Origin of the sequence: Pseudomonas koreensis (assembly GCF_036668835.1) — a bacterium.
Classification (GTDB): domain Bacteria; phylum Pseudomonadota; class Gammaproteobacteria; order Pseudomonadales; family Pseudomonadaceae; genus Aquipseudomonas; species Aquipseudomonas koreensis_I.
Window position 1 is genome coordinate 253,224 of the sequence record NZ_JAZEVW010000004.1, and the last position, 23,697, is coordinate 276,920.

General features: G+C 61.1%; 22 protein-coding genes. 5 read left to right on the forward strand and 17 right to left on the reverse strand.

Features of this window, described 5'->3' with window-relative positions:
* Positions 1-3 precede the first annotated feature (3 nt).
* Positions 4-900, reverse strand: coding sequence for a LysR family transcriptional regulator (locus V6F91_RS13885; protein WP_332765301.1), 897 nt, complete (start codon positions 898-900; stop codon positions 4-6).
* A gap of 108 nt (positions 901-1,008) precedes the next feature.
* Between V6F91_RS13885 and V6F91_RS13890 the strand changes: the two genes are divergently transcribed.
* The 4 genes from V6F91_RS13890 to V6F91_RS13905 all read left to right on the forward strand — a co-directional run bounded on the left by V6F91_RS13890 (position 1,009) and on the right by V6F91_RS13905 (position 4,442).
* The gene (locus tag V6F91_RS13890; RefSeq protein WP_093105494.1) at positions 1,009-1,341 is read left to right on the forward strand and encodes a DMT family transporter; all 333 of its coding nucleotides are present in this window, start codon (positions 1,009-1,011) and stop codon (positions 1,339-1,341) included.
* Positions 1,342-1,457: 116 nt separating this feature from the next.
* Positions 1,458-2,633 (forward strand): NAD(P)/FAD-dependent oxidoreductase, encoded by a 1,176-nt coding sequence (locus V6F91_RS13895; protein ID WP_332765305.1) that lies wholly within the window; start codon positions 1,458-1,460, stop codon positions 2,631-2,633.
* Positions 2,630-3,442 carry an aldo/keto reductase gene (locus V6F91_RS13900; protein ID WP_332765307.1) on the forward strand — a complete coding sequence of 271 codons (813 nt, stop codon included), beginning with the start codon at positions 2,630-2,632 and terminating at the stop codon, positions 3,440-3,442. Before V6F91_RS13895 ends, V6F91_RS13900 begins: the two co-directional genes overlap by 4 nt.
* 31 nt (positions 3,443-3,473) lie before the next feature.
* A complete protein-coding gene (locus V6F91_RS13905) occupies positions 3,474-4,442 on the forward strand; it encodes a metal ABC transporter ATPase (RefSeq protein ID WP_332765309.1) in 969 nt (322 codons plus the stop codon).
* A 1-nt stretch (position 4,443) separates the two neighbouring features.
* On the opposite strand, the gene V6F91_RS13910 is transcribed toward V6F91_RS13905, so the two are convergent.
* The 7 genes from V6F91_RS13910 to msbA form a co-directional block, all read right to left on the reverse strand.
* Positions 4,444-5,244, reverse strand: a complete 801-nt coding sequence (locus V6F91_RS13910; protein ID WP_332765311.1) for a hypothetical protein — start codon at positions 5,242-5,244, stop codon at positions 4,444-4,446.
* A 59-nt stretch (positions 5,245-5,303) separates the two neighbouring features.
* Entirely contained in the window at positions 5,304-5,990 is a 687-nt protein-coding gene (locus V6F91_RS13915; protein ID WP_332765313.1) for a hypothetical protein, read from the reverse strand.
* Between the two features lies 1 nt (position 5,991).
* A complete protein-coding gene (locus V6F91_RS13920; protein ID WP_332765315.1) occupies positions 5,992-6,966 on the reverse strand; it encodes a glycosyltransferase in 975 nt (324 codons plus the stop codon).
* A 129-nt stretch (positions 6,967-7,095) separates the two neighbouring features.
* A complete protein-coding gene (gene hldE, locus V6F91_RS13925) occupies positions 7,096-8,517 on the reverse strand; it encodes a bifunctional D-glycero-beta-D-manno-heptose-7-phosphate kinase/D-glycero-beta-D-manno-heptose 1-phosphate adenylyltransferase HldE (RefSeq protein WP_332765316.1) in 1,422 nt (473 codons plus the stop codon).
* Positions 8,518-8,581: 64 nt separating this feature from the next.
* Complete coding sequence (locus V6F91_RS13930) at positions 8,582-9,982, reverse strand: PIG-L deacetylase family protein (protein WP_332765317.1); 1,401 nt, start codon at positions 9,980-9,982, stop codon at positions 8,582-8,584.
* A gap of 4 nt (positions 9,983-9,986) precedes the next feature.
* Positions 9,987-10,883: a GNAT family N-acetyltransferase gene (locus V6F91_RS13935; RefSeq protein WP_332765319.1), complete on the reverse strand. Its 897-nt coding sequence runs from the start codon at positions 10,881-10,883 to the stop codon at positions 9,987-9,989.
* Entirely contained in the window at positions 10,877-12,697 is a 1,821-nt protein-coding gene (msbA, locus tag V6F91_RS13940; protein ID WP_203420467.1) for a lipid A export permease/ATP-binding protein MsbA, read from the reverse strand. The genes V6F91_RS13935 and msbA overlap by 7 nt, the downstream gene beginning before the upstream one ends.
* Positions 12,698-12,822: 125 nt before the next feature.
* Between msbA and V6F91_RS13945 the strand changes: the two genes are divergently transcribed.
* Positions 12,823-13,476 carry a toluene tolerance protein gene (locus V6F91_RS13945; protein WP_332765321.1) on the forward strand — a complete coding sequence of 218 codons (654 nt, stop codon included), beginning with the start codon at positions 12,823-12,825 and terminating at the stop codon, positions 13,474-13,476.
* Positions 13,477-13,479: 3 nt separating this feature from the next.
* Here the strand turns inward: V6F91_RS13945 and V6F91_RS13950 are convergent, their stop codons facing one another.
* The 9 genes from V6F91_RS13950 to waaC form a co-directional block, all read right to left on the reverse strand.
* On the reverse strand, positions 13,480-14,925 hold the full coding sequence (locus V6F91_RS13950; RefSeq protein ID WP_332765323.1) for a hypothetical protein: 1,446 nt from the start codon (positions 14,923-14,925) through the stop codon (positions 13,480-13,482).
* Between the two features lie 59 nt (positions 14,926-14,984).
* The gene (locus tag V6F91_RS13955) at positions 14,985-15,893 is read right to left on the reverse strand and encodes a glycosyltransferase family A protein (protein WP_332765325.1); all 909 of its coding nucleotides are present in this window, start codon (positions 15,891-15,893) and stop codon (positions 14,985-14,987) included.
* A complete protein-coding gene (locus tag V6F91_RS13960; RefSeq protein WP_332765327.1) occupies positions 15,886-17,640 on the reverse strand; it encodes a carbamoyltransferase in 1,755 nt (584 codons plus the stop codon). Before V6F91_RS13960 ends, V6F91_RS13955 begins: the two co-directional genes overlap by 8 nt.
* Positions 17,641-17,756: 116 nt before the next feature.
* Complete coding sequence (locus tag V6F91_RS13965) at positions 17,757-19,226, reverse strand: lipopolysaccharide kinase InaA family protein (RefSeq protein WP_332765329.1); 1,470 nt, start codon at positions 19,224-19,226, stop codon at positions 17,757-17,759.
* A complete protein-coding gene (locus V6F91_RS13970) occupies positions 19,226-19,978 on the reverse strand; it encodes a lipopolysaccharide kinase InaA family protein (RefSeq protein ID WP_332765331.1) in 753 nt (250 codons plus the stop codon). Before V6F91_RS13970 ends, V6F91_RS13965 begins: the two co-directional genes overlap by 1 nt.
* Positions 19,975-20,709, reverse strand: a complete 735-nt coding sequence (locus V6F91_RS13975; RefSeq protein WP_203420461.1) for a lipopolysaccharide kinase InaA family protein — start codon at positions 20,707-20,709, stop codon at positions 19,975-19,977. The genes V6F91_RS13970 and V6F91_RS13975 overlap by 4 nt, the downstream gene beginning before the upstream one ends.
* Positions 20,709-21,515 carry a lipopolysaccharide core heptose(I) kinase RfaP gene (gene rfaP / locus V6F91_RS13980; RefSeq protein ID WP_332765335.1) on the reverse strand — a complete coding sequence of 269 codons (807 nt, stop codon included), beginning with the start codon at positions 21,513-21,515 and terminating at the stop codon, positions 20,709-20,711. Before rfaP ends, V6F91_RS13975 begins: the two co-directional genes overlap by 1 nt.
* Entirely contained in the window at positions 21,515-22,636 is a 1,122-nt protein-coding gene (locus tag V6F91_RS13985) for a glycosyltransferase family 4 protein (RefSeq protein WP_332765337.1), read from the reverse strand. Before V6F91_RS13985 ends, rfaP begins: the two co-directional genes overlap by 1 nt.
* On the reverse strand, positions 22,636-23,697 hold the full coding sequence (waaC, locus tag V6F91_RS13990; protein WP_332765339.1) for a lipopolysaccharide heptosyltransferase I: 1,062 nt from the start codon (positions 23,695-23,697) through the stop codon (positions 22,636-22,638). The genes V6F91_RS13985 and waaC overlap by 1 nt, the downstream gene beginning before the upstream one ends.

The following is a 23,697-nucleotide window of genomic DNA, read 5'->3' on the forward strand; positions in this document are numbered from 1 at the left end:
AGTTTATCGGCTTTTGTCGCCGATCGCGCGCAAGTGCACGGCAAATCGTTCGGCCAGCCAGCGCGCGGCCGGGCCGAGCGGTTCGTCACGGCGCCAGACCAGTTCCACCACCAGTGCCGGCGGCGTCCATTCGCTGGCGAGTTCGACCATCTGCCCTTGATAGGCCGAATACTGCACCACATGGCGTGGCAACCAAGCCCAGCCAAGGTTGCGCACCAGCCATTCGGACATCACATAGAAACTGTCGGCGCGCCACACTTGCGGGCTGGCCGCTTCGTTGCCGGGGTAGACGCTGGTTTGCGTCGACATCAGCAACTGCCGGTGCTGCGCCAGTTGCTGGCACGTCACGTAAGACTGCGCAGCCAACGGATGATGCATGCCGCAAACGGTGACCATCTCCACGCTGCCGAGCACGCGACGTTCGAGCGCTTCGGGAATTTCATCGTGATAGAACAGCAGGCCGAGATCGGCACGGCGCTCGACCAGTTTGTGCGCGACTTCACCTTGGGCGGCGCTGGTCAGCTGCACTTCGAGGCTGGGAAACTGCTCGGCCAGTTCACCGAAACTTTCCACCAGCGCCTGATACGGCATCGCCTCGTCCTGCGCCACGCGCAACTGCGCTTCCTGACCGCGCAGCATCGCCATGGCGCGGCCGTTGAGGCGCTCGCACTGACGCAAGACTTCCCGGGCTTCTTCCAGCAACGCTTCCCCGGCCTCGGTGAGCGTCGGCTGACGCCCGCTGCTGCGCTCGAACAGGCTTACGCCCAAGTCATCTTCGAGCATGGCGATGGCGCTGCTGATGGCTGATTGCGCCTTGCGCTGCAGACGCGCCACAGCAGAGAACGAACGCTGTTCGGCGACCTCTACAAATACGCGCAACTGGTCCAGGTTCCATTGCATGTGGCTTACCAACCCATCTACTGAACAGATAGGTAATGACTTTACCCCATCTGGCGAACCTTTAGAATTTCGCCTCAGTGAGCAGCATTTTATTTGAGGATTGAAACCATGAACGCCTACGCCTACCTCGCTATCGCGATCTGCGCCGAAGTGATCGCCACCGTATCGATGAAAGCCGTTAAAGGCTTCAGCACACCGTTGCCGCTGATCCTGGTCATCGTCGGCTATGCGATCGCGTTCTGGATGCTGACGCTGGTGGTACGCACCGTGCCGGTCGGCGTGGCCTACGCCGTGTGGGCGGGAATGGGCATCGTGATGGTCAGTGTCGCAGCGCTGTTTCTGTACGGGCAGAAACTGGATATCCCGGCGATGCTGGGGATGGCGCTGATCGTGCTTGGCGTGGTGGTGATTCAACTCTTTTCAAAAACCGCCGGCCACTGAGGGCAGCAACAAGCTCCCAGCGATAAGCCGCAAGCACGACCGATTTGACGCTTCAGGTTGCAGCTTGCAGCTTGAAGCTTGAAACTTGCAGCTTCTCTATACCCCGAGGTCGCTGCATGCCATCCGTTATTTCCACCGACGTTCTGATTGTCGGCGCTGGTGTCGCCGGCCTCTGGCTGAACGCGCGTCTGCGCCGTCAGGGTTTTTCGACCGTGCTGGTGGAAAGCGCCAGCCTCGGCGGCGGGCAAAGCGTGAAGTCGCAGGGAATCATTCATGGCGGCGCCAAATACGCCTTGCACGGCGCATTGACCGGGGCTTCGGAAGCGATCGCCGACATGCCGCGGCGCTGGCGCGAAGCCTTGGCCGGCAATGGCGAGCTGGACCTGACTGGCGTGCGCCTGCTGTCCGAAGCCCACTACCTGTGGTCGCCGGGCACTCTGGCCGGCAACCTCACGAGTTTTTTCGCCAGCAAAGCCGTGCGTGGCCGCGTCGATCAGGTCAAGGGCGATGAACTGCCGCCGGCCCTGCAAGACAAGCGCTTCAAGGGCAAGGTCTACCGTCTCGCCGAACTGGTGGTCGACGTGCCAAGCCTGATCCAGCGGCTGGCCGACCTGGCCGGCGATGGCCTGCTCGCCGGACAGACCATCGAGCCGCTGCTGGAGGATGGCGTACTGGTCGGCCTGACGGTCGACGGCCGCGCCATTCACGCCCAGCGCATCGTCCTCAGTGCCGGTGCCGGCACCGCGCAGTTGCTTGAAGCACTCGGCCTCAGCCAACCGGCGATGCAACGCCGGCCGCTGCACATGATCATCGCCAAAGGCCCGGACCTGAAACCGCTGTACGCCCACTGCCTGGGCGGCGGCACCAAACCGCGCATCACCGTGACCACCCACCCGGCCGCTGACGGTCAGTGGGTCTGGTACATGGGCGGCGACATCGCCGAAAGCGAAGGCGTGCATCGCGAGCCGGCCGAGCAGATCGCCACCGCGCAAAAGGAGATCGCTCAGTTGCTGCCGTGGATCGACCTCAGCACCACACAATGGGCGACCCTGCGCGTCGACCGCGCCGAACCGCTGCAGACCGGGCTGACCCGGCCGGACAATGCGTTTCTTGCCGAACAGGGCCGCTTGCTGGTCGGCTGGCCAACCAAACTGGCGCTGGCGCCGGACTTTGCCGATCGGGTCATCGCCGCACTGGAGCGCGATGGTATTGCGCCGCAAGTCACTGAACCGCTGCCGCCGCTGCCAAAACCGCCGCTGGGCGTTCCGGCCTGGGAGCAACTGCTGCCATGACCATCGCCAACCTGCATGATCTTCATCGCCCATTGGGCAGCACCGGTCTGACGGTTTCGCCGCTGGGCCTGGGCACGGTCAAACTCGGCCGCGACCAAGGGGTGAAATACCCCAACGGCTTTCAGATTCCCGACGACGACGCCGCGCGCATGCTGCTGCGTCAGGCCCGCGAGCTGGGCATCAACCTGATCGACACCGCCCCGGCCTATGGCCGCAGCGAAGAACGCCTCGGCCCGTTGCTGCGCGGCCAGCGTCAGGACTGGGTGATCGTCAGCAAGGTCGGCGAGGAGTTTGCCGAAGGCCTGTCGCGCCACGATTTCAGCGCAGCGCACACGCGAATGTCGGTTGAACGCAGTCTGCAACGTCTGGAAACCGATTTTATCGACCTGGTGCTGGTGCATTCCGACGGCAACGATCTGGCGATCCTTGAGCACGAAGAGGTTTACACAACGCTCGCGGCGCTCAAGGCCGAGGGCAAGATTCGCGGCTTCGGCTTTTCCGGCAAAACCGTCGAGGGCGGTCTCAAAGCGCTGGAGCAAGGCGACTGTGCGATGGTCACCTACAATCTGAACGAACAAAACGAGAAGGCGGTCATTGACTATGCTGCTGCCCACGGCAAAGCCATTCTGGTGAAAAAGGCCTTGGCCAGCGGTCACGTCTGTCTGAGTCCGGGCGTGGATCCGGTGCGTGCCAGCTTCGAGTTGCTGTTCGCGCAAGCTGGCGTAGCCAGTGCTATTGTCGGCACGATCAATCCGCTGCACCTCGCCCACAACGTTGCGACTGTTGCCCAGGTCCTTCGTGGTCACTGACGCCGCCTCGCGGCCTTAAGCAGGAGCCGATATGCCGCGCACGCTCATCCGCAAGAACCCGAGCAACTTCAAGACCCTGCCGCTGTTCGTCGAAGCCACTGCCGAAGGCCTGAGCTACCAGAGCGTCGGCATGCCGCTGAATTTCGCGCAGACCTTGCAGCGACGCAAACCGGTGAGCGTGGCCGACGCCGAACATTTCTCGCTGGAACTGGCCAACCTCGGCGTCTCGGTGCGCCTGACCCTGCACTGGCAGAATCGCGATTATTGGGTGCTGGTGCGCCAACGCCGACAGGATCGTGGCGACGTGGTGCTGAAATTGATCTCCGGTTACGTACCTGCTCACGAATTGAACATTCCACTGCACACAGCGATTCAGGAAATTGCCGAAGAGTGCCTGCTTGAAACGCCGGAAGGCTGGCTCGGCGGGCGCTTCAATGACACCTGGTTGCCGGCGCCCTACTCGGCGGCCCTGCACTATCGCGAAGCGCTGCCCTTTCGCCTGACTCCGTTGTCCGGTTCAGCGCGGCCGGTGCGTTGCGCCAGTCTGCAATTGCTGGAACGGCCGCGGGCCTATGTACATCTGCCGACCGCTTCCCTGCAATTGATCTACGATTTGCGCCTGGACGTGCCCAAGGAGGCCAAGTCCCTGAGCCTGTTCCACGTCGATGAGCGGCTGGAAGGTGATCAACTGGTGGCCCGCCTCGACCGCAAGCGCCCCGACCTGTACCTGATGCCGCTCAAGGACGGCGCGCCAGTGGCCGAGTTGTTCACGCTCAAACGCGACAAACTGGTTCCGGCCAGTACCCGCGGGCTTTATCTGGCCGAGAGCTTCGCCACTCAGCAAGGCTGGGTGGTGCGCGAGGAGCGGATTCGCTGGAAAGACTGGCTGGTGCAACAAGGTCTGCAACCGGCCAAAGCTCCGCGTTCAGGGCTCAAGCAATTAAGCATCAAGGCACTGCGACTGGTTGGCCTGGGCAAAAAGAAACCGGCCAGGCCCTGAGTTAACGCCGGCGGTCGAACCAGGTGCGCAGCGTGGCGAAGAAATGGAAGTAACGGTTCTCGCGCTTGCCCATGCCACGCTTGGGCGAGAACGACTCTTCGGCGAAGGCGCCGGTAATGCGTACCCGTGACGCCTGTGTCGGCAGCGTGCAGATTTTCGCCCCGGCCTGCTGCAGTGCGTATTTGAGCAAGCGTTCGGAGTGCAGCTTTCTGCCGGTGGCCTTGCAGAAGTCGAAGATCCGCTCGATGCGTTTGCCATACGCGACGTAAGTATCGCGTCCGCATACCGCGAACCGATCATTCAGCCCGCCCCACCATTGCCAGTCCGGAATATAGGCGTGGTGCCGCCGGGCCTGGGCATGATTGAACACGTAGCCGGGCAACGCCGTATGGAAGAAGTTGTCCGGGCGTACGTAAACGACGAAGTCCGGGTCGAAGGCTTCGATCATCGTGGTCACGGTGTACAGCGAATTGAGCTGATAAATCAGATTGCGCAGCGACGCATAGTCATCGGCCCAGGTGTCGCCGAGCGACTTGACCCGTTCAAAATCCCAGCGCTCCAGCACGCCTTCGGTCGAAGTCAGCGTGCCAGCCATCGCCTCGAAAGGCTGATAATTATCAGCCGTCAGCGTGCCTTTTTCACCGGAGCGCGCGTTCTGTACCTCATCGACCTTGTACAGATGGTAGAAACATTGCACCTCGCTACCCGAAGGCAACTGGGCCAGGACGTTTTGTTCGATGGAGGGGAAGCAGATCGGCGAATTTCTCGGGATACCGAAAAAAGCCACGGCGATTTTCAACACTCAATAGCACCTTTTTGATAGTCGTTCGGGCCTGCCGGCATCCGGACACACGATGTCGCTTACTTTCGTCGAAACAGCTTTTGCCACCAGCGTCGCGGTTGCAGCGCTATGGCGATGATATTCGCTTGGCGCAGCCAGTCGCGCTCGTAGTCCCAGGCGTGCCCACCCCAGAGTTTCCCGGCTTCGTTGGAAAAACCCAGGGTCATCAACTGATAGGTATAACCGGCCTCACCGCGCAACCAGTCGAACAGCACCAGCGTATTGAAACCAGTGGACGGCCCGACATAGCGTTTACCGCCCGGACGGTCCACCGGGTAATGCCACAGCGGCGGCAGCGGGATGCGGTCCCAGTACATGGCCACGCGCGGCATCGGGCACATCGGCGCGGCGCAGCCCACCAGCATGCTGAAACAGCGTTCGGCCGAGCGCTCGAACATGTGCTGAACGCGTGGCCCGTAAGGCAAACCAAAAAAATACGCGTCCGGCGCGTTGTAACCGTGCACGAACACATTGACGCTTTGCTCGTTGAGCAGCGTGGCCTTGATGCAGGTATTGAAGCTGACCACGACGTCATCGGCGCCAATGTTCAGCGCCTGAAAATCCGCGGCAGTGATGGCCGGGTTATTGGCAATCAGCACCACCCGCGCCGCACGGCCCAGGCATTCGCGCAGCTCTCCCGGCAATGCCTCGAACACAGCCTGATCGCCACCGGGCAGCGCATCCAGCGCCATGGGTAGATCCTTCATTTCAGACCGGCACCTTCATCCCGTAACGCACTTTCACCCACCACTGCGTGAATGCCGACGGTGGCTGCCATGGGCGCATTTCGCGCTGGATTTCTGCCGCCAAGGCTTGCCCGACACGGGCAAACGAATAGCGGCTCTCGGCAAACGCCTGGCCATTGCGGGCAATGCGCTCGGCAAGCTCGGGATCGCCCTGCAGCAGTTTGATCTTCTCCACCGCTTCTTCTTCGCTGCGATAGAACACGGTGTTGTGCATGTCTTCGAAACCGAGCAAGCGGTCTTCTTCGCCCTGGCTCCAGGCCAGCAGCACGCAGCCGCAGGCCATGGCCTCGAAGTTCTTGATCATGAACTCGTTCATGCCGATGTCGGCACTGACGAAAATGCGGATGCGGTTGAGGGTTTGCAGGTATTCATCACCGGATTTGGTCCGGGTCACCAGCATCCCGGTCCGCCGCGAAAGCGACTCGAGCATGGCCTTGCGCTCGGCGTACTCGGTGCTTTTCAGGCTGCCGAGAAACCCGATGGGAATGTCGCGCTCGACGCCGGTGTTGTGCAGCATCTGCTCGTCGTAACCCTTGGAGACGAACGCCGTGTCGATACCCTCGGCGAGCATCTTGCGTGCGACGACAGCCCCGGACACCAGCGCCCTGCAACTCGGCAGCCGCCGGTACAACCGCGAATACACACCGCGATATTTACTCGCCGGCATGTAGTTCTGATAGGCGTCGTGCTCAAGAAAGATCAATCCGGGAATGCACTTGAGCACCCGTAACTGCGGAGCCAGGCGCTTGACGCGGGAGAAGATCACCACACGATCGAAGGTCTGGTATTGCACCGAGGCCAGAAACGGTCCCAGGTTCATCTGCTGCTGTTTGGTCAAACGATAGATGACACATTCATCACAGTTCTGCTGCACGATGTCGTAAAGCCGGTCAAGAATGACCCGCTGTTCGTCCATCACCAGGAGCATGACTTTCATAGATTATTGACCACGCGACATTGGCAGGCACGCGCAGCGGATTCAAACCTGCCAACTTCAACGGAAACGGTGAGATCCCCAAGGCAAAATCCGTTCACACGCAGTACACAACGGTAAAGATTCATCTGGTCAGCGACTGCGGATCTTCTCGACAATCGCAGTCGTCGAGCTGTTTTCCACCAGTCCCAACACCTTCACGGTGCCGCCGTAAGCGCTGACGATATCAGCGCCGACCACCTGATCAATGCCGTAATCGCCACCCTTGACCAACACGTCCGGCTTGACCTCGCGCAGCAGGTTTTCCGGGGTGCCTTCGGAGAAGCTGATCACCCAGTCCACCGCACCCAGCCCGGCAAGGACCGCCATGCGCCGGTCCACGCTGTTGATCGGTCGGCCCGGCCCTTTCAGGCGGCTGACCGAAGCGTCGTCGTTGACCGCGACGATCAAACGATCGCCCTGCGCCCGCGCCTGCTCCAGATAGGTCACATGGCCGGCATGCAGAATGTCGAAGCAGCCGTTGGTGAAAACGATTGTCTCGTTGTGCGCGCGGGCATCGGCCACGGCGAGCAGCAATTGCTCCAGACCCAGTACACCGCGCTCGGAACCTTCTTCACGCTGGATGGCGCGACGCAGTTCCGGGGCACTGATGGCGGCCGTTCCGAGCTTGCCGACCACGATGCCGGCGGCCAGATTGGCCAGCGCGACCGCATGGGGCAGGTCTTCACCGGCGGCAATCGCTGCGGCCAGGGTGGAAATCACCGTATCACCGGCACCGGTGACGTCGAATACTTCGCGGGCTCGCGCTGGCAGGTGCAGTGCCGGTTGCTCCGGGCGCAGCAGGGTCATGCCGTGCTCGCCGCGGGTCACCAGCAGCGCACCGAGGTCGAGGTCGTGCATCAGCGCGGCGCCCTTGCTCACCAGCTCATGCTCATCGGCGCAGCCGCCGACGATGGCTTCGAATTCGCTAAGGTTGGGAGTAATCAGGCTGGCGCCACGATAGATCGAGAAATCCTTGCCTTTCGGATCGGCCAGCACCGGGATGTTTTTCGCGCGGGCGGCCTGGATCAGCGCCTGATGGTTTTTCAGCGCGCCTTTACCGTAATCGGAAAGTACCAGCACCTTGATGCCTTCGAGCAGGTCATCGACCTGCGAGCCCAAGGCCAAAGCATCGGTGGCAAACGGCTCTTCGAAATCGATACGCAGCAATTGCTGGTGCCGGCTCATGACCCGCAGCTTGACGATGGTTGGCTGGTGCGCGATGCGCTGGAACAAGGCTCTAACGCCTGCACCCTTGAGACTGTTGCTCAGGCTGTCGGCGGCTTCGTCATCACCGGTCACACCGACCAGCGAGGCCGGCGCACCCAGCGCGGCAATGTTCAGGGCAACGTTGGCGGCACCGCCCGGGCGGTCTTCGATTTGCTCGACCTTGACCACCGGCACCGGCGCCTCAGGGGAAATCCGTGAGGTTCCGCCATGCCAATAGCGGTCGAGCATGACATCGCCGACTACCAAGACCGGGGCTTGATCGAAACGCGGCATGGACAACTTCATGGAGCAACCCACATACAAAATGAACAGGGGCGCGATATTACCACAGGGTAAAGCGCCGTCCGCCTCATTCTGAAAGGTCGCGCACCCAGAACAATTCGTGGCGCCGCACAGCCTTGCGGAAAAACTCGTTATTGCCTGTGACAGGCCAGCGCCGGCCTGCCAGCCCCTGCTGGATCCAGCGGCGCAGTCTGCGCTTGAACACCTCGGCGCCCTGCAGATCATGCTCCATGGCCAGTGCCATGGCTTTGTCCAGTTGCACCGGCGCCGACAGCTGCGGACTCCACAAGCGATCGGCCGGCAATGGCTCGATGGCTGGCGGCAGCGCAATACCGCAACCCGCAGGGCCCATCGGCCAGCGATCGTTGTCGTGCAGATGATTGGCGTACATCAGCAGCGTGCCTGGCTTCCACTGGCTGCGGCTGACCGCCTCGAGCAGCGCTTGCGTCGACGCCACATGGTCGCTGTGCGGATCGAGTTGGGGATGTGGTGTCACCAGCACTTCGGGACGATAATGCTCAAGCAGTGCGATCAGATCGCCGAGCAGATTTTCCCAGGTCGGCTGGCCGTCGCTATCGGCGGGCAGGCGCAACGGATTGTGCCGCCGCACACTGCGCACGTCGCTTTCCTGCGATTCGCGGGAGCCGAACGCTGTCGTCGGCGCTGCGGCCATCGCCGGCAGTTGCAGGCAGTAATACCCCAATTGCACGCAGCGCTCGGCGGGCACGCCACCCCAGAGCGGAATCACCAGACTGTCCCAACTGCGCAAACGCCCCTTCAGACGCGCCGCTGCGGCTTGATCGAGCCCTAGCCGCTGGTAGTTTTCGGCCTCGATTTCGCCTTGGGTCAACGTGACGATACTGACGTCATCGCAGCGGCTGTAAAGGCCGAACGCCGCCAGCTCGGCGTCATCGGCATGCGGCGCGATGACCATCACCCGCTGCCGGCTGAAATCAGGGTTGGCCATGATCCACAGCACACCCTTGCTTGCTGGCACGCAATGGCGACCGCGCAGGGTCAGCGAACCTTGCGCCAAGGCCATTTCCTGCCCGGACAGATTGACAAAGCGCCGACCGCGCACTGCGCGCTCGAATTCCTGACGATCATCGCCGACCTGAACATACGGGTCGAGCCAGCGCCCCAGCCACGTGGCCTTCAATTCCAGCTCAAGCACCAGCGTCTCGCCCGGCGCCAACGGCTCGCTCAGGCGCACCACACCGCCGTCGACGCTCACGGCCTGCCGCGCGGTCTGCGGGGGAAAGTTGTATTGATAGTCGTCAGATGGCCGATAGAACAGATGATCGGCGAACCATGCCTCATGAGCGATCCAGGCCAGCACCAGCAACAGCGGCACCAGCCACCATTTGATCAGAATCCCGATCAATAACAGCGCCAGCAGAAAGCCGATCAGGAACAGGCGCTTGTTGCGCCGGTGGGCCTTGAGGAGTTGCTGCTTGCGTGCGCTCATCGATTCAGACCTTGTAGACCGGCACCGTGTGGCACCAGCGATCCTTGTATTCACGATCGGCACGGCCGAACGAATAACGCAGCGGTTTGCCCAGCGCCTGGGCATCCGCCCACGCCTGCTGGGTGTTGACGAAACTCAGCACGCTGCCGGGGCTGAATTCGCGGCTTTGCGGATCGACGCCACCGTTGATGTACTCCAGCGAAACCCACTGCGGTGCCTCGACGCGATACAACACCTGAATGGCCACCGGCGCTGAATCGAGCATCGCCACCGAGCCGGTCATGAACTCGCGCAACAAGCTGAACACTTCAACCAGCCCGGCTTTGCCCGGCACTTCAAAACCCCAGCGGCGCTGAAACAGATCGCCGTAAGCGGCGGCTTGTTCCTGCGCGCTAAAGTCGGACATCGGCACCAGCGACCCACCCGCTTCTTCCAGCAGACGCTGCTCGCGGCGCTGGTTATAGCGGAATTTCTTCGAATACTCTTCCGGTAATCGGGCCAGGGCCAAGCCTTCAGGTTGCGGTTTCAACGTGCTGATCTGCGTGGCATTGAGCTGGGACACGTAAGCCATGCGCTGGCGTACCGGCACAACTACGTCGGCAGCAATGGGGAGGATGATTTCCGCGTTGCCCATGTCGAGCAAGCCGCGCTTGCCCTCGCGCTTGAGCACTTCCTTGGACAACGCCACATGCCGGCCCCAGCACGGCACGGCGGCGACGATTTCACCACCGACCAGCCAGCCCAGATAACGTAACTCGATATCCACGAAACTGGACAAGCGCTCGACCACGTCGGGATGCGTCGCAAAGCTGCCGCCGAAACGCTGCCAGGCCTGGGCATAGCTGTCGCGGTCGATCTCGGTCCAGCCACGCTCACGAAAGCTGCGAAACACCGTCAGCATACGTCAGTCGCGTGGGTCGGCTGAGGTTCGTCACCTTCTTCGAATTCCTTGGCGTGCAGTCGCGCGTAATAGCCGTTTTGCTCGAGCAATTGCACATGGGAGCCACGCTCGACAATCCGTCCTTCGTCCATCACAAGAATCAGGTCGGCTTTTTCGATAGTGCTCAAGCGGTGCGCGATCACCAGCGTGGTGCGGTTTTGCACAACGTGATCCAGCGCGGCCTGAATGTGCCGTTCCGATTCGGTATCGAGGGCCGATGTGGCCTCGTCGAGAATCAGCAACGGCGCATCCTTGAGCAAGGCGCGGGCGATGGCGATGCGTTGACGCTGACCACCGGACAACAGCACGCCGTTTTCGCCGACCATGGTTTCGTAACCCTGAGGCATCTTGGCGATGAACTCGTCGGCGTAAGCCTCGCGAGCCGCGCGCTTGACTTCATCCAGCGGCGCACCAGCCAGGTCGCCGTAAGCGATGTTGTTGGTCACGGTGTCGTTGAACAGCGTCACAGCCTGGGTCACCAGCGCGATCTGGCGGCGCAGGCTGCGCAGGGTAAAGTCCTGGACTTCGACGCCATCGAGCAGTATCTGCCCGTGCTCGTGCTGGTAGAAGCGCGGAATCAACCCGGCGAGCGTCGACTTGCCGCTGCCCGAACGCCCGACCAGCGCAACCATCTGCCCCGGCTCGACGCTGAAACTGATGTCGTTGAGCACCGGTTTGTCGGTGTCCGGATACTGGAAGCTCAGGTTGCGTACTTCCAGGCGTCCTTCGAGGCGATCGCGTTCGACGCTGCCCTGATCCACTTCCGCTGGCTCATCCAGCTGCTCGAAAATGCTTTCGGCACCGGCCACGCCTTTCTGAATCGTCGAGCTGACTTCCGACAACTGCCGGATCGGCTTGGGCAACAGGCCGGCCATGGTGATGTAGGCCACCAGATCGCCCGGCGAGGCGTCGCCGCGAAGGTAAAGCACGAGGAACATCACCACGGCCATGGCGCTGTATGTCACCAATTGCAGCATCGGCGTATACACCGCACCTGTCTTGGTCATCGTCAGCTGCTTGTCGGTATTGCTCTGGCTGGCATCGCGAAAGCGTTGCTTCTCATAGGTTTCGCCGCCGAAGCTGCGCACGACGCGATAACCATGGATAGTCTCGGAGGCCACATGCGTGACGTTGCCCATCGATACCTGGATCTTCTTGCTCTGCTTGCGGAATTTCTTGCTGGTGCTGTTCACCATGATGCCGATGACCGGCAGGATCGCCACCATCACCAGGGTGAGCTTCCAGTTCATCCACAACAACGTGCAGAACAGAAAGATCACGGTCATGCCTTCGCGGATGACCACTTTGATCGCGTCCGTTGCCGCACCGGTGACCATGGTCACGTTGAAGGTGATGCGCGAAATCAAATGACCAGAGTTGTTCTTGTCGAAGAAGCGGTTGGGCAATTCCAGCAGCTTGTTGAACAGCACCACCCGCAGGTCATGCACCAGCCCCAGAGAAACCCGGGCGAGAAAGAAGTTACCCAGATACGAACCCACGCCCTGCAACAGGGCGATGAACACAATCATCAACGGCACGGTTTGCAGCAATTGCAAATCGCCCAGATAGGGGTTGCCCGGGAACAGGCTGGCTTCAGGATTGGCCAGCCCGTCGACGAAGTACTTGAGGATGTAGGCGAGCATCGGCTGGGTCGACGCGAAAATCAGAAACCCGACGATGCTGAGGAGAAAAAGACCGGCATAGGGCCGCACGTAAGCCAAAAGGCGGAAGTAGATCGCCAGCGTTGACTGGGCTTTCGGTTCAGGACTGCTCATGGTGATCCGCACAATTCAGTGAGGCGCGGATGATATCACAGGCCTTTTTTCCCCGATAAACATGACGGCGCGCCAGCCCTTGACCAAGTCGGTTAAGATACGCCGCTAACGATGGGGAGCCCGCTATGCAATCGATTGACCACAGCACTTACGAGGCACTGCGCAAAGGTGCACAGGTTCTGGAGGCCGACGGTTCCGGCGACAAAGTGCTGAGGCTGGCCGACGGTCGCATGCTCAAACTGTTCCGTCGCAAGCGCTTGCTCAGCTCGGCGCTGTTCTTCCCCTACGCGCAGCGCTTTGCCAACAACACCCGGGCGCTTCAGCAACGCGGCATTCTTTGCCCGCAAGTCATCGCGGTCTATCGCATCCCGAGCATCGAGCGCGACGGTGTTTACTACAGTCCACTGGAAGGCAGCACGGTGCGCCAGCTACAAGGCTCAGCTGAGGATGGCGACTTACTGAGAAAGCAATTGGGCAGCTACTTCGCCCTGCTGCATGAAAAAGGCGTGTATTTTCGATCGCTGCACTTCGGCAATGTGGTGCTGACCCCGGACAACCAACTGGGCCTGATCGACATCGCCGATCTGCGCTGCCAAAAACGAGCCCTGAGTGACAGCAAACGCCTGCGCAACTTCGCGCACTTGCTGCGCTACAAGGAAGACCGTCGGTGGTTGCTCGGCGACGATGCCGGCGACAGCTTTATCGAAGGCTACCGCCAGGCGCTGCCGAGCAACCGCCAGGCGCCACTGATCTCGCGCCTGCGGCCGTTGCTGGTGTAAGCCTCAGCGTCCGATGACTACGATCGCAGCACCCTTGCGATTCTCGAAGTGTTCAAGCACGTGCATCTGATGCGCCGCCAGCCACTCCTTCAGCCACGGCTCATCGCCCTTCGCCTCGATCACGAAATAGCGGAATTTTGCCGCATGCGTCGGCGACATCGCTTCTTCGCGGGTCAGGCTGGGCAGCACATAACCGCGACCGGCGTAATAACTGATCCGGCCGTCTTCGAAGTAGGTCGGCACGCCGCGCTCGATGTGACTTGACGCCCAGCGCCCGGCGGCAACGTAATGCGTTTTGCCGACCCCGGTAGACACCACGTTCGCCAGCATCATCAGCACGCCAAGAATCAACAGAGCCTTGCCCAGCCGCGGAAACTGGCGAACGAACGCCGCCAGCCCCATCGCCATCACCGGCACGAACAACAGGTTGAGGAAGCTCAAGTAGCGGGCGTTCATGAACTGTTGCTTGATGAAAAACAGCACCAGCACCACCACATACAACAACGCCGCCCAGGCGAACGGGCGGTAATCGCGCCAGTACGTGCCGAGCACGCCCCAATTGCGGCGCAGTACGAACGGCACAGCGAACGGCCCCATCAACTTGACGAACGAGATAGTCATCGTCGCCACGATGCCGAAAAAGATGATACGGCCAGCCTCGTCCCGGGAATATTTGTTGATCAGCGAGTTGCCGAACTGATCACACAACATCTGGAAGGAAGCCAGCACACCGCGAGGCTCGATCATGTCCAGATAAAGCATGACCCGCGCCGACATCAACACACCCGTTACGACCACCAGCAGCAGGCCTGCGATCGGCAGAATCGAGAATTGCACGAATTGCATGCGACGGTTCGGCGTCCACAGATTAGGCAGTTGCCACAGGGCCAGAGCCGGCACCAGCAGCAGCGCCTCAAGGCGAAACAGCGCTGCAGCAGCAATCGCCAGATGAATGGCGGCAGCCCACAGCCAACCGCCGCGCGATTGCCAGCGCGACGCAAGCCAGAGCGTCAAGGTGCAGAAAAACCAGAAGCCGCATTCGCGGATGATGTCGTTTCGAAAGGCATTGACCGCCGGCATCGCCAGCATGACAAGGCAGGCCCAGCGCGCCAGATCAGCAGAGCGCTGGCGCACGCAATCGACCATCAACGCGCTGGTACCGGCGAAAAACAGACCGCACCAGAGATACGCGCTCAGTTCCAGCGGCAAACGCAAAACACTGTGCGTGGCGGCGAGCAATAACGAAAACCACGGCCAGTCGAACGTAGCCCAAGCTACATTGGGCCCGAGTTCGGTGACCTGTTGCGCAATATCGATGTACAGCGCGGCATCACGCCCTATTGTCGCCGTGCCCAACACAGCGATCAGCGACAACAGCACACTGCCAAAGAATGCCAGCCCTACAGGATATTCCTCGATGATCCGGGAGACTTGAGCCCCAATCTTCATGCTCACAACCCTCACCCAGCCACCTCATCCATAATCAGGTACACACTCTTCCCTGCGAATTACCGAAATAATGATCGCAATGCCTTGCGCGCGTAGGACCAGCGCTTGATCGTGCGCCAGTCAGCACGCAAGGCCTTTACATAGAAGTCCTTGGCCAATTGGTATTTGCCGTGCGAGTAGCAATCGCGAAACAATGACAGACAACGCTGTGCCAGAAATGCCTGACGCAAATCCTGCATTTGTTCAGGCATGCGCCGGCGGGAAAACACTTCGTTGACCACCTGATCGGTGCCGGCCGCAAGGCTCTGGCGCAAATCATGGCGCATGCTGTCGGCGTGCTTGTAAATGAGCGCCAACGGTTCGTTCACGACACTGCAGGGAAAACGCGCCAGAACCTGGGCAAATACCGGCAAGTCTTCAACGTTGCGCAGATGTTCAGGATAGTTGCCCGGGCCGAAAACGCTGCGATGCATCGCGCACGCGCCATTTGAAATGGATACGGTCTTGTCCAGCAAGTAACCCTGCAACCGCTGTCGCGGTTCCGCCGGCAGTGGCCTGGCGGCCTGCAAGCTGCGCTTGCCATCAGCGAACACCGACCAATGCGACCCGATCACCATCAGGCTCTGCGGGTTACCCGCGATGTGTTGCGACAGCGCCGCCAATGCGCCGGGCGCCATCTCGTCATCGGAATCGAGAAAAACCAGAAACTGCCCGGTGGTTTCCTCGATGCCAAGATTGCGCACCGAGGACAGTCCACCATTGGTTTTGCGCAGCGCACGAAAGCGCCCGCCATGCTTGAGCAAGAGCTGTTCGACAACCTGAGGCGTGTCGTCCGTCGACCCGTCGTCAATGACCAGTAGATCCGCCTTCGCCTCGTCCAGCTGCGCCAACACCGACTCCACTGCACGTGAGAGAGTTCGCGCGTAGTTGTAGACCGGAATGACGACGCTGATCAGTGTTTCAGTCAAGTTCGTATCCTTTCACACCCTCTTTCACGACCAGAATATCTTCCATGATCAGGTATTCCAGATCCGAACCGAAAAACATGTTCAGCGCATCGGTTGGCGAACAGATCATCGGCTCGCCACGACGATTGAGCGAGGTGTTCAGCGATACACCGTTGCCGGTGAGGTTTTCCAGCGCCTTCATCATGTCGTAGTAGCGTGGGTTGTATTCACGCTTGAGTACCTGGGCGCGAGAAGTCCCGTCTTCGTGGACGACTTCCGGTACACGGGTTTTCCACTCTTCCGCGACTTCGAAGGTGAACGTCATGAACGGTGCAGGGTGATCGATCTTGATCATCTGCGGCGCAACGGTGTCGAGCATCGACGGGCAGAAAGGCCTCCAGCGCTCGCGGAACTTGATCTGATGGTTGATCCGGTCAGCCACGCCGGCGACGCTCGGGCAACCGATGATCGAACGACCGCCCAAGGCACGCGGGCCGAACTCCATGCGCCCCTGAAACCAGGCGACCGGGTTGCCGTCGACCATGATTTTAGCGATCTGCTCCGGCATGTTGTCGAGCTTGCGCCAGGCCGGCTTGTTGGCGTGACGGGCGCACGCGGCGATCACGTCTTCGTTGCTGTAGGACGGACCGAGATAGACGTGTTCCATCTTCTCCACCGGTACGCCACGAGCGTGCGACACGTAGGCGGCGGCGCCCACTGCGGTGCCGGCATCGCCGGACGCAGGCTGCACGAACAATTCCTTGATGTCGTCGCGGGCGATGATTTTCTGGTTCAGCTTGACGTTCAATGCACAGCCACCGGCGAACGCCAGCTTGCCGGTTTCCTTGAGTACATCGCCCAGATAGTGGTCGATCATCTGCAACGCCAGCTTCTCGAACAGCGCTTGCATGCTCGCGGCGTAGTGGATGTAAGGCTCGTCAGCGATATCCCCTTCGCGCTTGGGGCCAAGCCATTCGATCAGCTTTGGCGAGAAGTAGAAGCCTTTGCCCTTCTCCTTGTAGCGACGCAGGCCGATCACGTTCGCGTAGTCGGTGTTGATCACCAGCTCGCCGTTCTCGAACGAGGCCAGACGTGAAAAGTCGTACTTGCTGGCATCACCGTAGGGCGCCATGCCCATGACCTTGAACTCGCCGTCGAGCATTTCGAAGCCGAGGAACTCGGTGATTGCCCCGTACAGACCGCCGAGGGAATCCGGATCGAAGAATTCCTTGATCTTGTGGATCTTGCCGTTTTCGCCATAGCCGAAGAAGGTCGTGGCGTACTCGCCCTTGCCGTCGATCCCGAGGATTGCGGTTTTTTCCTTGAAGCCGGAGCAGTGGTAAGCGCTGGAGGCGTGGGCCAGGTGATGTTCGACCGGCTCGATCTTGATCTTTTTCGGATCGAAACCCAGTTGCTCAAGGCACCAGACGATCTTGTTGCGATAGCGCTTGTAGCGGCGGTTGCCCATCAGGATCGCATCGAGGGCGCGATCCGGTGCGTACCAGTAGCGCTTGGCGTAGTGCCAGCGGGCCTTGCCGAAGAGGCTGATCGGGGCAAACGGGATCGCGACCACGTCAACATCGGAGGGCTTGATGCCGGCCTGTTCCAGGCAGAACTTCGCCGACTCGTAGGGCATGCGGTTCTTTGCATGCTTATCGCGTACGAAGCGCTCTTCCTCAGCCGCCGCCACCAGCTTGCCGTCGATGTACAAGGCTGCTGAAGGGTCATGGCTAAGGGCGCCGGACAGGCCAAGAATCGTCAATGCCACAGGGGTCTAGCCTCTTTAGTCTGCGTACAGGCGCGATGCGCCTTGAAAAATTGATGTATCTCCGCACAGGCGAGAGACAGCTAAAGCGCGGGATTATAGCGTAAACGAGAGGGGAATTACCCTGTGCGATTGGCCGAGGATGAATCGGCCACCTCATTCGGTAACCGCTGGTCAATGACCCGATACAACGCACTGCCTTGCGGCCAGTTACGCATGAATCGCGCACGGTCACGGACGTAAGCCTGCGCGAAACTGCCGACAGAGCCGTGCTGGCACATCGAGTCCAGATCGATCAATGCCCAGCGATCCTCCTGCCAGAACACGTTGTGGCCCTTGAAATCACCGTGACTGATGCGCTCGCTGATCAATTGCGCGAACAGCAGTTCCAGTGCCTGCAGCTCCGCCTCGGGCGCGTCCCCACTTTCGACATAGGGCGCAAAGCGCTCAATGATGTCCGGTCCTGGCAGGAACTCGGTCACCAGACAGGCGCGACCGCGCAGCCACAGGAAGCGCTTCTCCAGCACGGCCAGTGGTTTGGGTGTGGCGATCCCGAGAAACGCCAGGCGATTGCCTTCGCGCCATGAGTGCCACGCACGGCTCGGCCGCCAGAAGCGCTTGAGCCAGTGCGCGAACCCCTTGATGTTATAGCGCTTGATCACCAGCGTACGCTCGCCCACCTGAACCTTGCCGACGCTCGCAGCGCCGCCGGTCTTGTAGAGATGCCCCTGATCAAGCAATGCATCGGCCTGTTCCAGCACCGGCACCATCGCCGCTTCTTCTTCGCGGCGGATCGCCCGCAGGCCGAATGCGCCGCGCCGTACGCTGAACAGCGTACATTCGCGGCCGACCTTGAGCAGGAAGTCCTTCAGTCGCCAACGGCGCACTTTGTCGATCTGTTTTTGCAAGGCTTCCAGCGGCAATGCGTGCTCGCTGTTGCTCAGCAGGTAATACACCAGCAACTCTTCGGTGAACGGTTCCAGCGCCTTGGGCAACTGGGCGAAAAACACCCCGAGATTTTCCAGGACCTTTTGCCGCGATAACGGCTGCCCCGCGGTTTGCGCGCGAATACCGGCGCCGTCGATCAAGTACAACTGGCCGCCATGGCGCAGCAGATTGTCCAGGTGCAGGTCTTCCTGCCAGAGGCCTTTGCCGTGCAATTGGCCAATCGCGCCCAGCGCCTCGGCCAGCACCGCGGACTGCTCGTCGGCCAGCGCCGGCAGGGATTCGACTTGCGCCCAGGCCTCGCCAAGGCTTTCGGCGTTTTCAAGAAACTCGAACAGCAGCCAGCCGCCCTCGCCACTGGTCAGCCCATCGGCCAGCAGCAGCGGTGTGGTCATGCCTTGCTCAGCCAGCAGACGCACGCCTTGCAGCTCACGCTGAAAATGCCGCGCGGCCTTGCTGCCAACCAGCAGCTTGGCCAGCACCGGACGGCCGCGCCAGACGCCGGCGCCCACATAACGCTGCCCCGGCAATACCCGCAGCAGACTCAACAGTTGCAAGTCGGCGCTGCCGGCGGCATCGGCCAGCGTTACCGTCAGCGGAAGCGCCGGGGTACGCCCGATATCGGCAAGTTCGGACAATCGCATCAGCGCGTCTCCTTGTGCGTGCGACGCGCGGTCAGCCGGGCGAGCCAGCTGTCGACCAGCGAGCTATCGCCAGGCTGATCCAGATATGCCGCCAGCAACTCGCGCAGTTGCGCCTCGGTCCACTGCGGCGCACGGCGCTGCAGCGGCTCCAGATCCTTGATGCGATCGCGCTGGCCGAACAGCAACGGCCGGGTCTTTTCCAGATCGATCAATTGCGCCTGGTACCCGTCACCCACGGCCCGCAAGAAAATATGCTTGGGATAAAAACAACCGTGCACCTGACGCACACCATGCAGGCGCTGCGCCAGCAGCCCGCAGGCACGCAGGATCGCCGACTGCTGCGCTCGGTCGAGTTGCGCCCAGCGTTGCAGCAGCGAATCCAGATCGCTCCAGCCTTCCAGCGCGCGGGTCAGCAGAATGGCGCGAACTTCACCGTTGACCTTGCGCTCACCGAAGAACGCCGCTTGCAGCGCCGGTATGCCGAGCTTGCGATAGCGGCTGATGTTGCGAAACTCGCGGGCAAAACTGGGCTCGCCGAACGGCGCATGCAACGTGCGCGTCAGATAGTTGCTCTGGCGCTTGAGGTAATACCCCTGCCCCTCCAGATTCAGACGAAACACACTGCTCCAGCCTCCGCCGGCGGTGTTGGGTTCGTCGACCGCCTCAAGCTCTTTTGCCCACAGCGCATCAAAAGTGTCCAGGCCATGGCGCGCCAGCAGTGCGCGGTCATCGTCGGCCAGAAAATCATTCATTCACGTCCCTCGAAAAATCTCACCACGTGCCGAATCCGCTTCTTGTCGGCGCTATCAAGCCGATCGCACTGGCGATACTGCTTGTAAAAGCGCAGGCGCTGGGTGTTAGACAGGTGATATTTGGCGAGCTTGTCGAGACAGGCCAGATCCTTGGTGATCCGATACTTGAGCCAGAAGCCGCGCCAGAACTCGCCATTGGGGCAGTCGATCAGGAAGATGTGCGCCTGATCGTCGATCAACAGGTTGCGCCATTTCAGATCGTTATGGGTAAAACGGTGATCGTGCATTGTCCGGGTATAACCGGCCAGTTGCCGACTGACGCCATCGACCCAGGCGCGATCCTTGAGTTTCGGATCCTTGCGTTCGGCAAGCGCCGAAAGGTCTTCGGTATGCGGCAGTTCGCGAGTGATCATCGCGCCGCGATCGTACGCTGCACCGCGTCGTTCCAGGCCCCAGGCGACCACTTCGGCAGTGGGAATGCCCCACTTGGCGAAGCGCTTGAGGTTCTGCCACTCCATCTTCACCCGCGGCTTGCCGAGGTAACGGCGCAAGCCTTTACCGGCGCCGACGTAGCGTTTGACGTAGTAATTGACGCCGTTGCGCTGCACGCGAATCACCTCGGACAACGGGTCACGGGTCAGACGCTCGCCTTGCAGGGCAAACACCGCTTCAAGGCTGCCGAAATCTTCGGCGAGATCGCTGTAGGCGGGCTCCAGAATCCACCCCGCCATCAGAGCGCATCCCCGTAGCGCTGTTTGCGCGCGTAGAGCTTGTCGGCCTTGCCTTGCAGCCAGCTGAGCAACGCTGCTTCCTCAGCGAGGACCTGCCGCAGCGGTTGCTGGAAATAGCCTTTGAGGAAACGCAGCTTGTCGCGGCGGGTCAGGCCGATGTCCAGCGCGGAGAAATACAGCGCCGCCAGATCCTTGTTGCGCCAGCGCTGGGTAATCGCCGTGCGGGTCTGGGCGCGGTGCAGGTCGATCACCGACAGCTTGAAATCTTCCGGCGTGACCGGTTTATCGGTGTGCAGCAGGAAGTGACAGATGTAGCAATCGCGGTGATTGACGCCGGCACGGTGCATCATGCCGGTCATGCGTGCGACCTCGGCAATCAATGCGCGCTTGAGCTTTGGCTCGGGCGGTTGCTTGACCCAGTCGATGCTGAAGTCTTCCAGGCTGATGGTCGGCGCCAACTCTTCGGTAACAATGAACGAATGCTGATCCGCCGGGTTGCTGCCCTTTTCGCCATAGGCGACAGCGGTCATGGTCGGTACGCCGACTTCCTGCAGACGTTGAATCGCCTGCCATTCCTGGCCCGCGCCGAGTACCGGCAGCTTGGCGGTCAGCAGGTTCTTGAAGATTTCGCCCCAGCCGATGCCACGGTGGATCTTCACGAAAAATCCGTGGCCGTCGACTTCCGTGCGCAGTGTCCGGCGTGCTTCCAGCTCGCGGTAGACCTCGCCCTGCAAGCCTTCGACTTCGGCGAACGGATCACGTCCGGCCCAAAGGCTTTTGAACGGTTCAGCCAGCATCAACTTCATTAAGCGTGCTCCGCCAGAATCACATCGGCCGCGTGCTGCGGCATGCTGTAGAGGTCGGCCGTCTCGGCGAAGGCCAGACCATTGCGGCTCCAGGCCGCCCGTGCAGCGTCGTCACTCAACATGCCAGTCAGGTATTGCGTCAACTGCGCCTGCTCGAACGGTTCGTCCAGTACTCGCCCGGCGTCGGCCTCGGCAATGTAATGGGCGTAACCGCAGACCGCACTGACCAGTACCGGCAGGCCGGCGACCAGCGCTTCAAGCAGCACGGTGCCGGTGTTTTCGTTGTACGCCGGGTGGATCAACAGATCGGCGCCGAGCAGGAACCGCGGGATATCGCTGCGGCCCTTGAGAAACGTCACGTTGTCGCCCAGGCCCAACGTCGCGCTCTGCATCTGGAATAACTTGGGGTCATCCTGGCCGATTACAAACAGCCGGGTGCGTTTCTTCAGTTCGGCGGGCAGCGCGGCGAGGGCCTTGAGGCTGCGATCGACGCCTTTGGTCTTGAACCCGGAGCCGATCTGCACCAGCAGCAGCTCGTCGTCCCCGAGATTGAATTCAGCACGGAAACCGGCACGAATTTCATCGGCATTCGCCGGGCGTCGACGATCCTGGGCAATGCCCGGCGGCAGCAGATGGAAGCGTTCGAGCGGGGTGTCGTAATGCTTGATGAACAGCGGCTGCTGCACTTCGGAAATCATCAGCACTTCGGTTTTCGCATCTTTCGCAAACACGGCGCGCTCGTACTCGGCGAAGTGGCGGTAACGACCCCAGCGGCGGTACAGCGAATTACGCAAGTTCTGCGCCTTGTCTTCGAAGCAGCCGTCGGCCGCGTAATAAACGTCGAGGCCCGGCATCTTGTTGAAGCCGATCAGCCGGTCGACCGGACGCCTGGCCAGATCCGCTGCCATCCACGCACTGAGTTTTTCGTTGCGACGATGGTTGAACACTGCCTTCACTGGCGCCACCAGCACCTCGAAACCCGGCGGCACGTCGCCTTCCCAGATCAGCGTGTAGACGCGGATCTGATGGCCGCGCTGCTGGCATTCGAGGGCAATGCGCATGAAGTCGCGCTGCAAGCCACCGAACGGGAAATATTTGTACAGGACGAATGCCAATTGCATCAGCGCAGCTCCTCAGCCATTAACAACGTGCTCAGTCGGCTGGCGACACGCTCGGGGTTTACACGCGTGAAGCACAGCGGCTGTTCACGCTTGAGGTCAAACTGACGGGCATCCTGCGCGGTCGGTTGATAAGTACATTTCTTTTGCATGCACGGCGCGCATGGAAAGTCGCTGGCCAGGTGAATCTGCAGCTTGCCGTAGGCTCCGGTCAGACCCGGATTGGTCGGGCCGAACAGCGAGATGGTCGGCACGTCCAGCGCCGCGGCCAGATGACCGAGGCCGGTGTCCACTGCGACGCAGGCTTGCGCGCCAGCGAGAACCTTGCCGACGCCGGCCAGATTCAGCTTTGGCAACACTTCGGCATGCTTGAAGCCAGCGGCAATCCTTTCGGCCCGAGCCTTTTCCTGCTCATTGCCCCACGGCAGCTTCACGCTGACGCCAAGGTAGCCGACCCGTTCGGTCAGCTCGCGCCAGTAGATTTCCGGCCAGTGCTTGGTGTCCCAGGTGGTGCCATGCAGGAACACCACGAAGGCGTTCTTGCGCGGCAGCTCGACCAGGCGCTCGACGTTGAGGCCGTAATCGCCCAGGCCTTTAGGCAAGTCATAGCCCAGCGCGATGGCGAACAGTTGCCGCACCCGCTCGACGGCGTGCTGCCCACGCGCCACGGCCAGTTTGCGATCATAGAAACGCGCCGCCAACGGCTCGCGGGCCGAGGTTTTATCGAGGCCGGCCACCGGGGCTTTGACGTAGCGGGTCAGCCAGGCACTTTTCAGCAGGCCCTGAGCATCGATCACCAGGTCGTACTTGTTGGCGCGCACGCTTTGCTTGAAGCGCTTCCACTCGCCGCTGCTGAGGGTTTTCCACAGATTCTTGCGCCAGCGGCGGATCGCCACCGGGATCACTTTGCCGACCGCCGGGTGCCAGGTCGGAATCTCGGCGAAGCCTTCTTCCACCACCCAGTCGAACTTGATCCCGGGAATCGCCCGGGCCGCGTCGGTCAGCGCCGGCAACGCATGAATCACGTCGCCCAGCGATGAAGTCTTGATCAACAGTACCCGCAA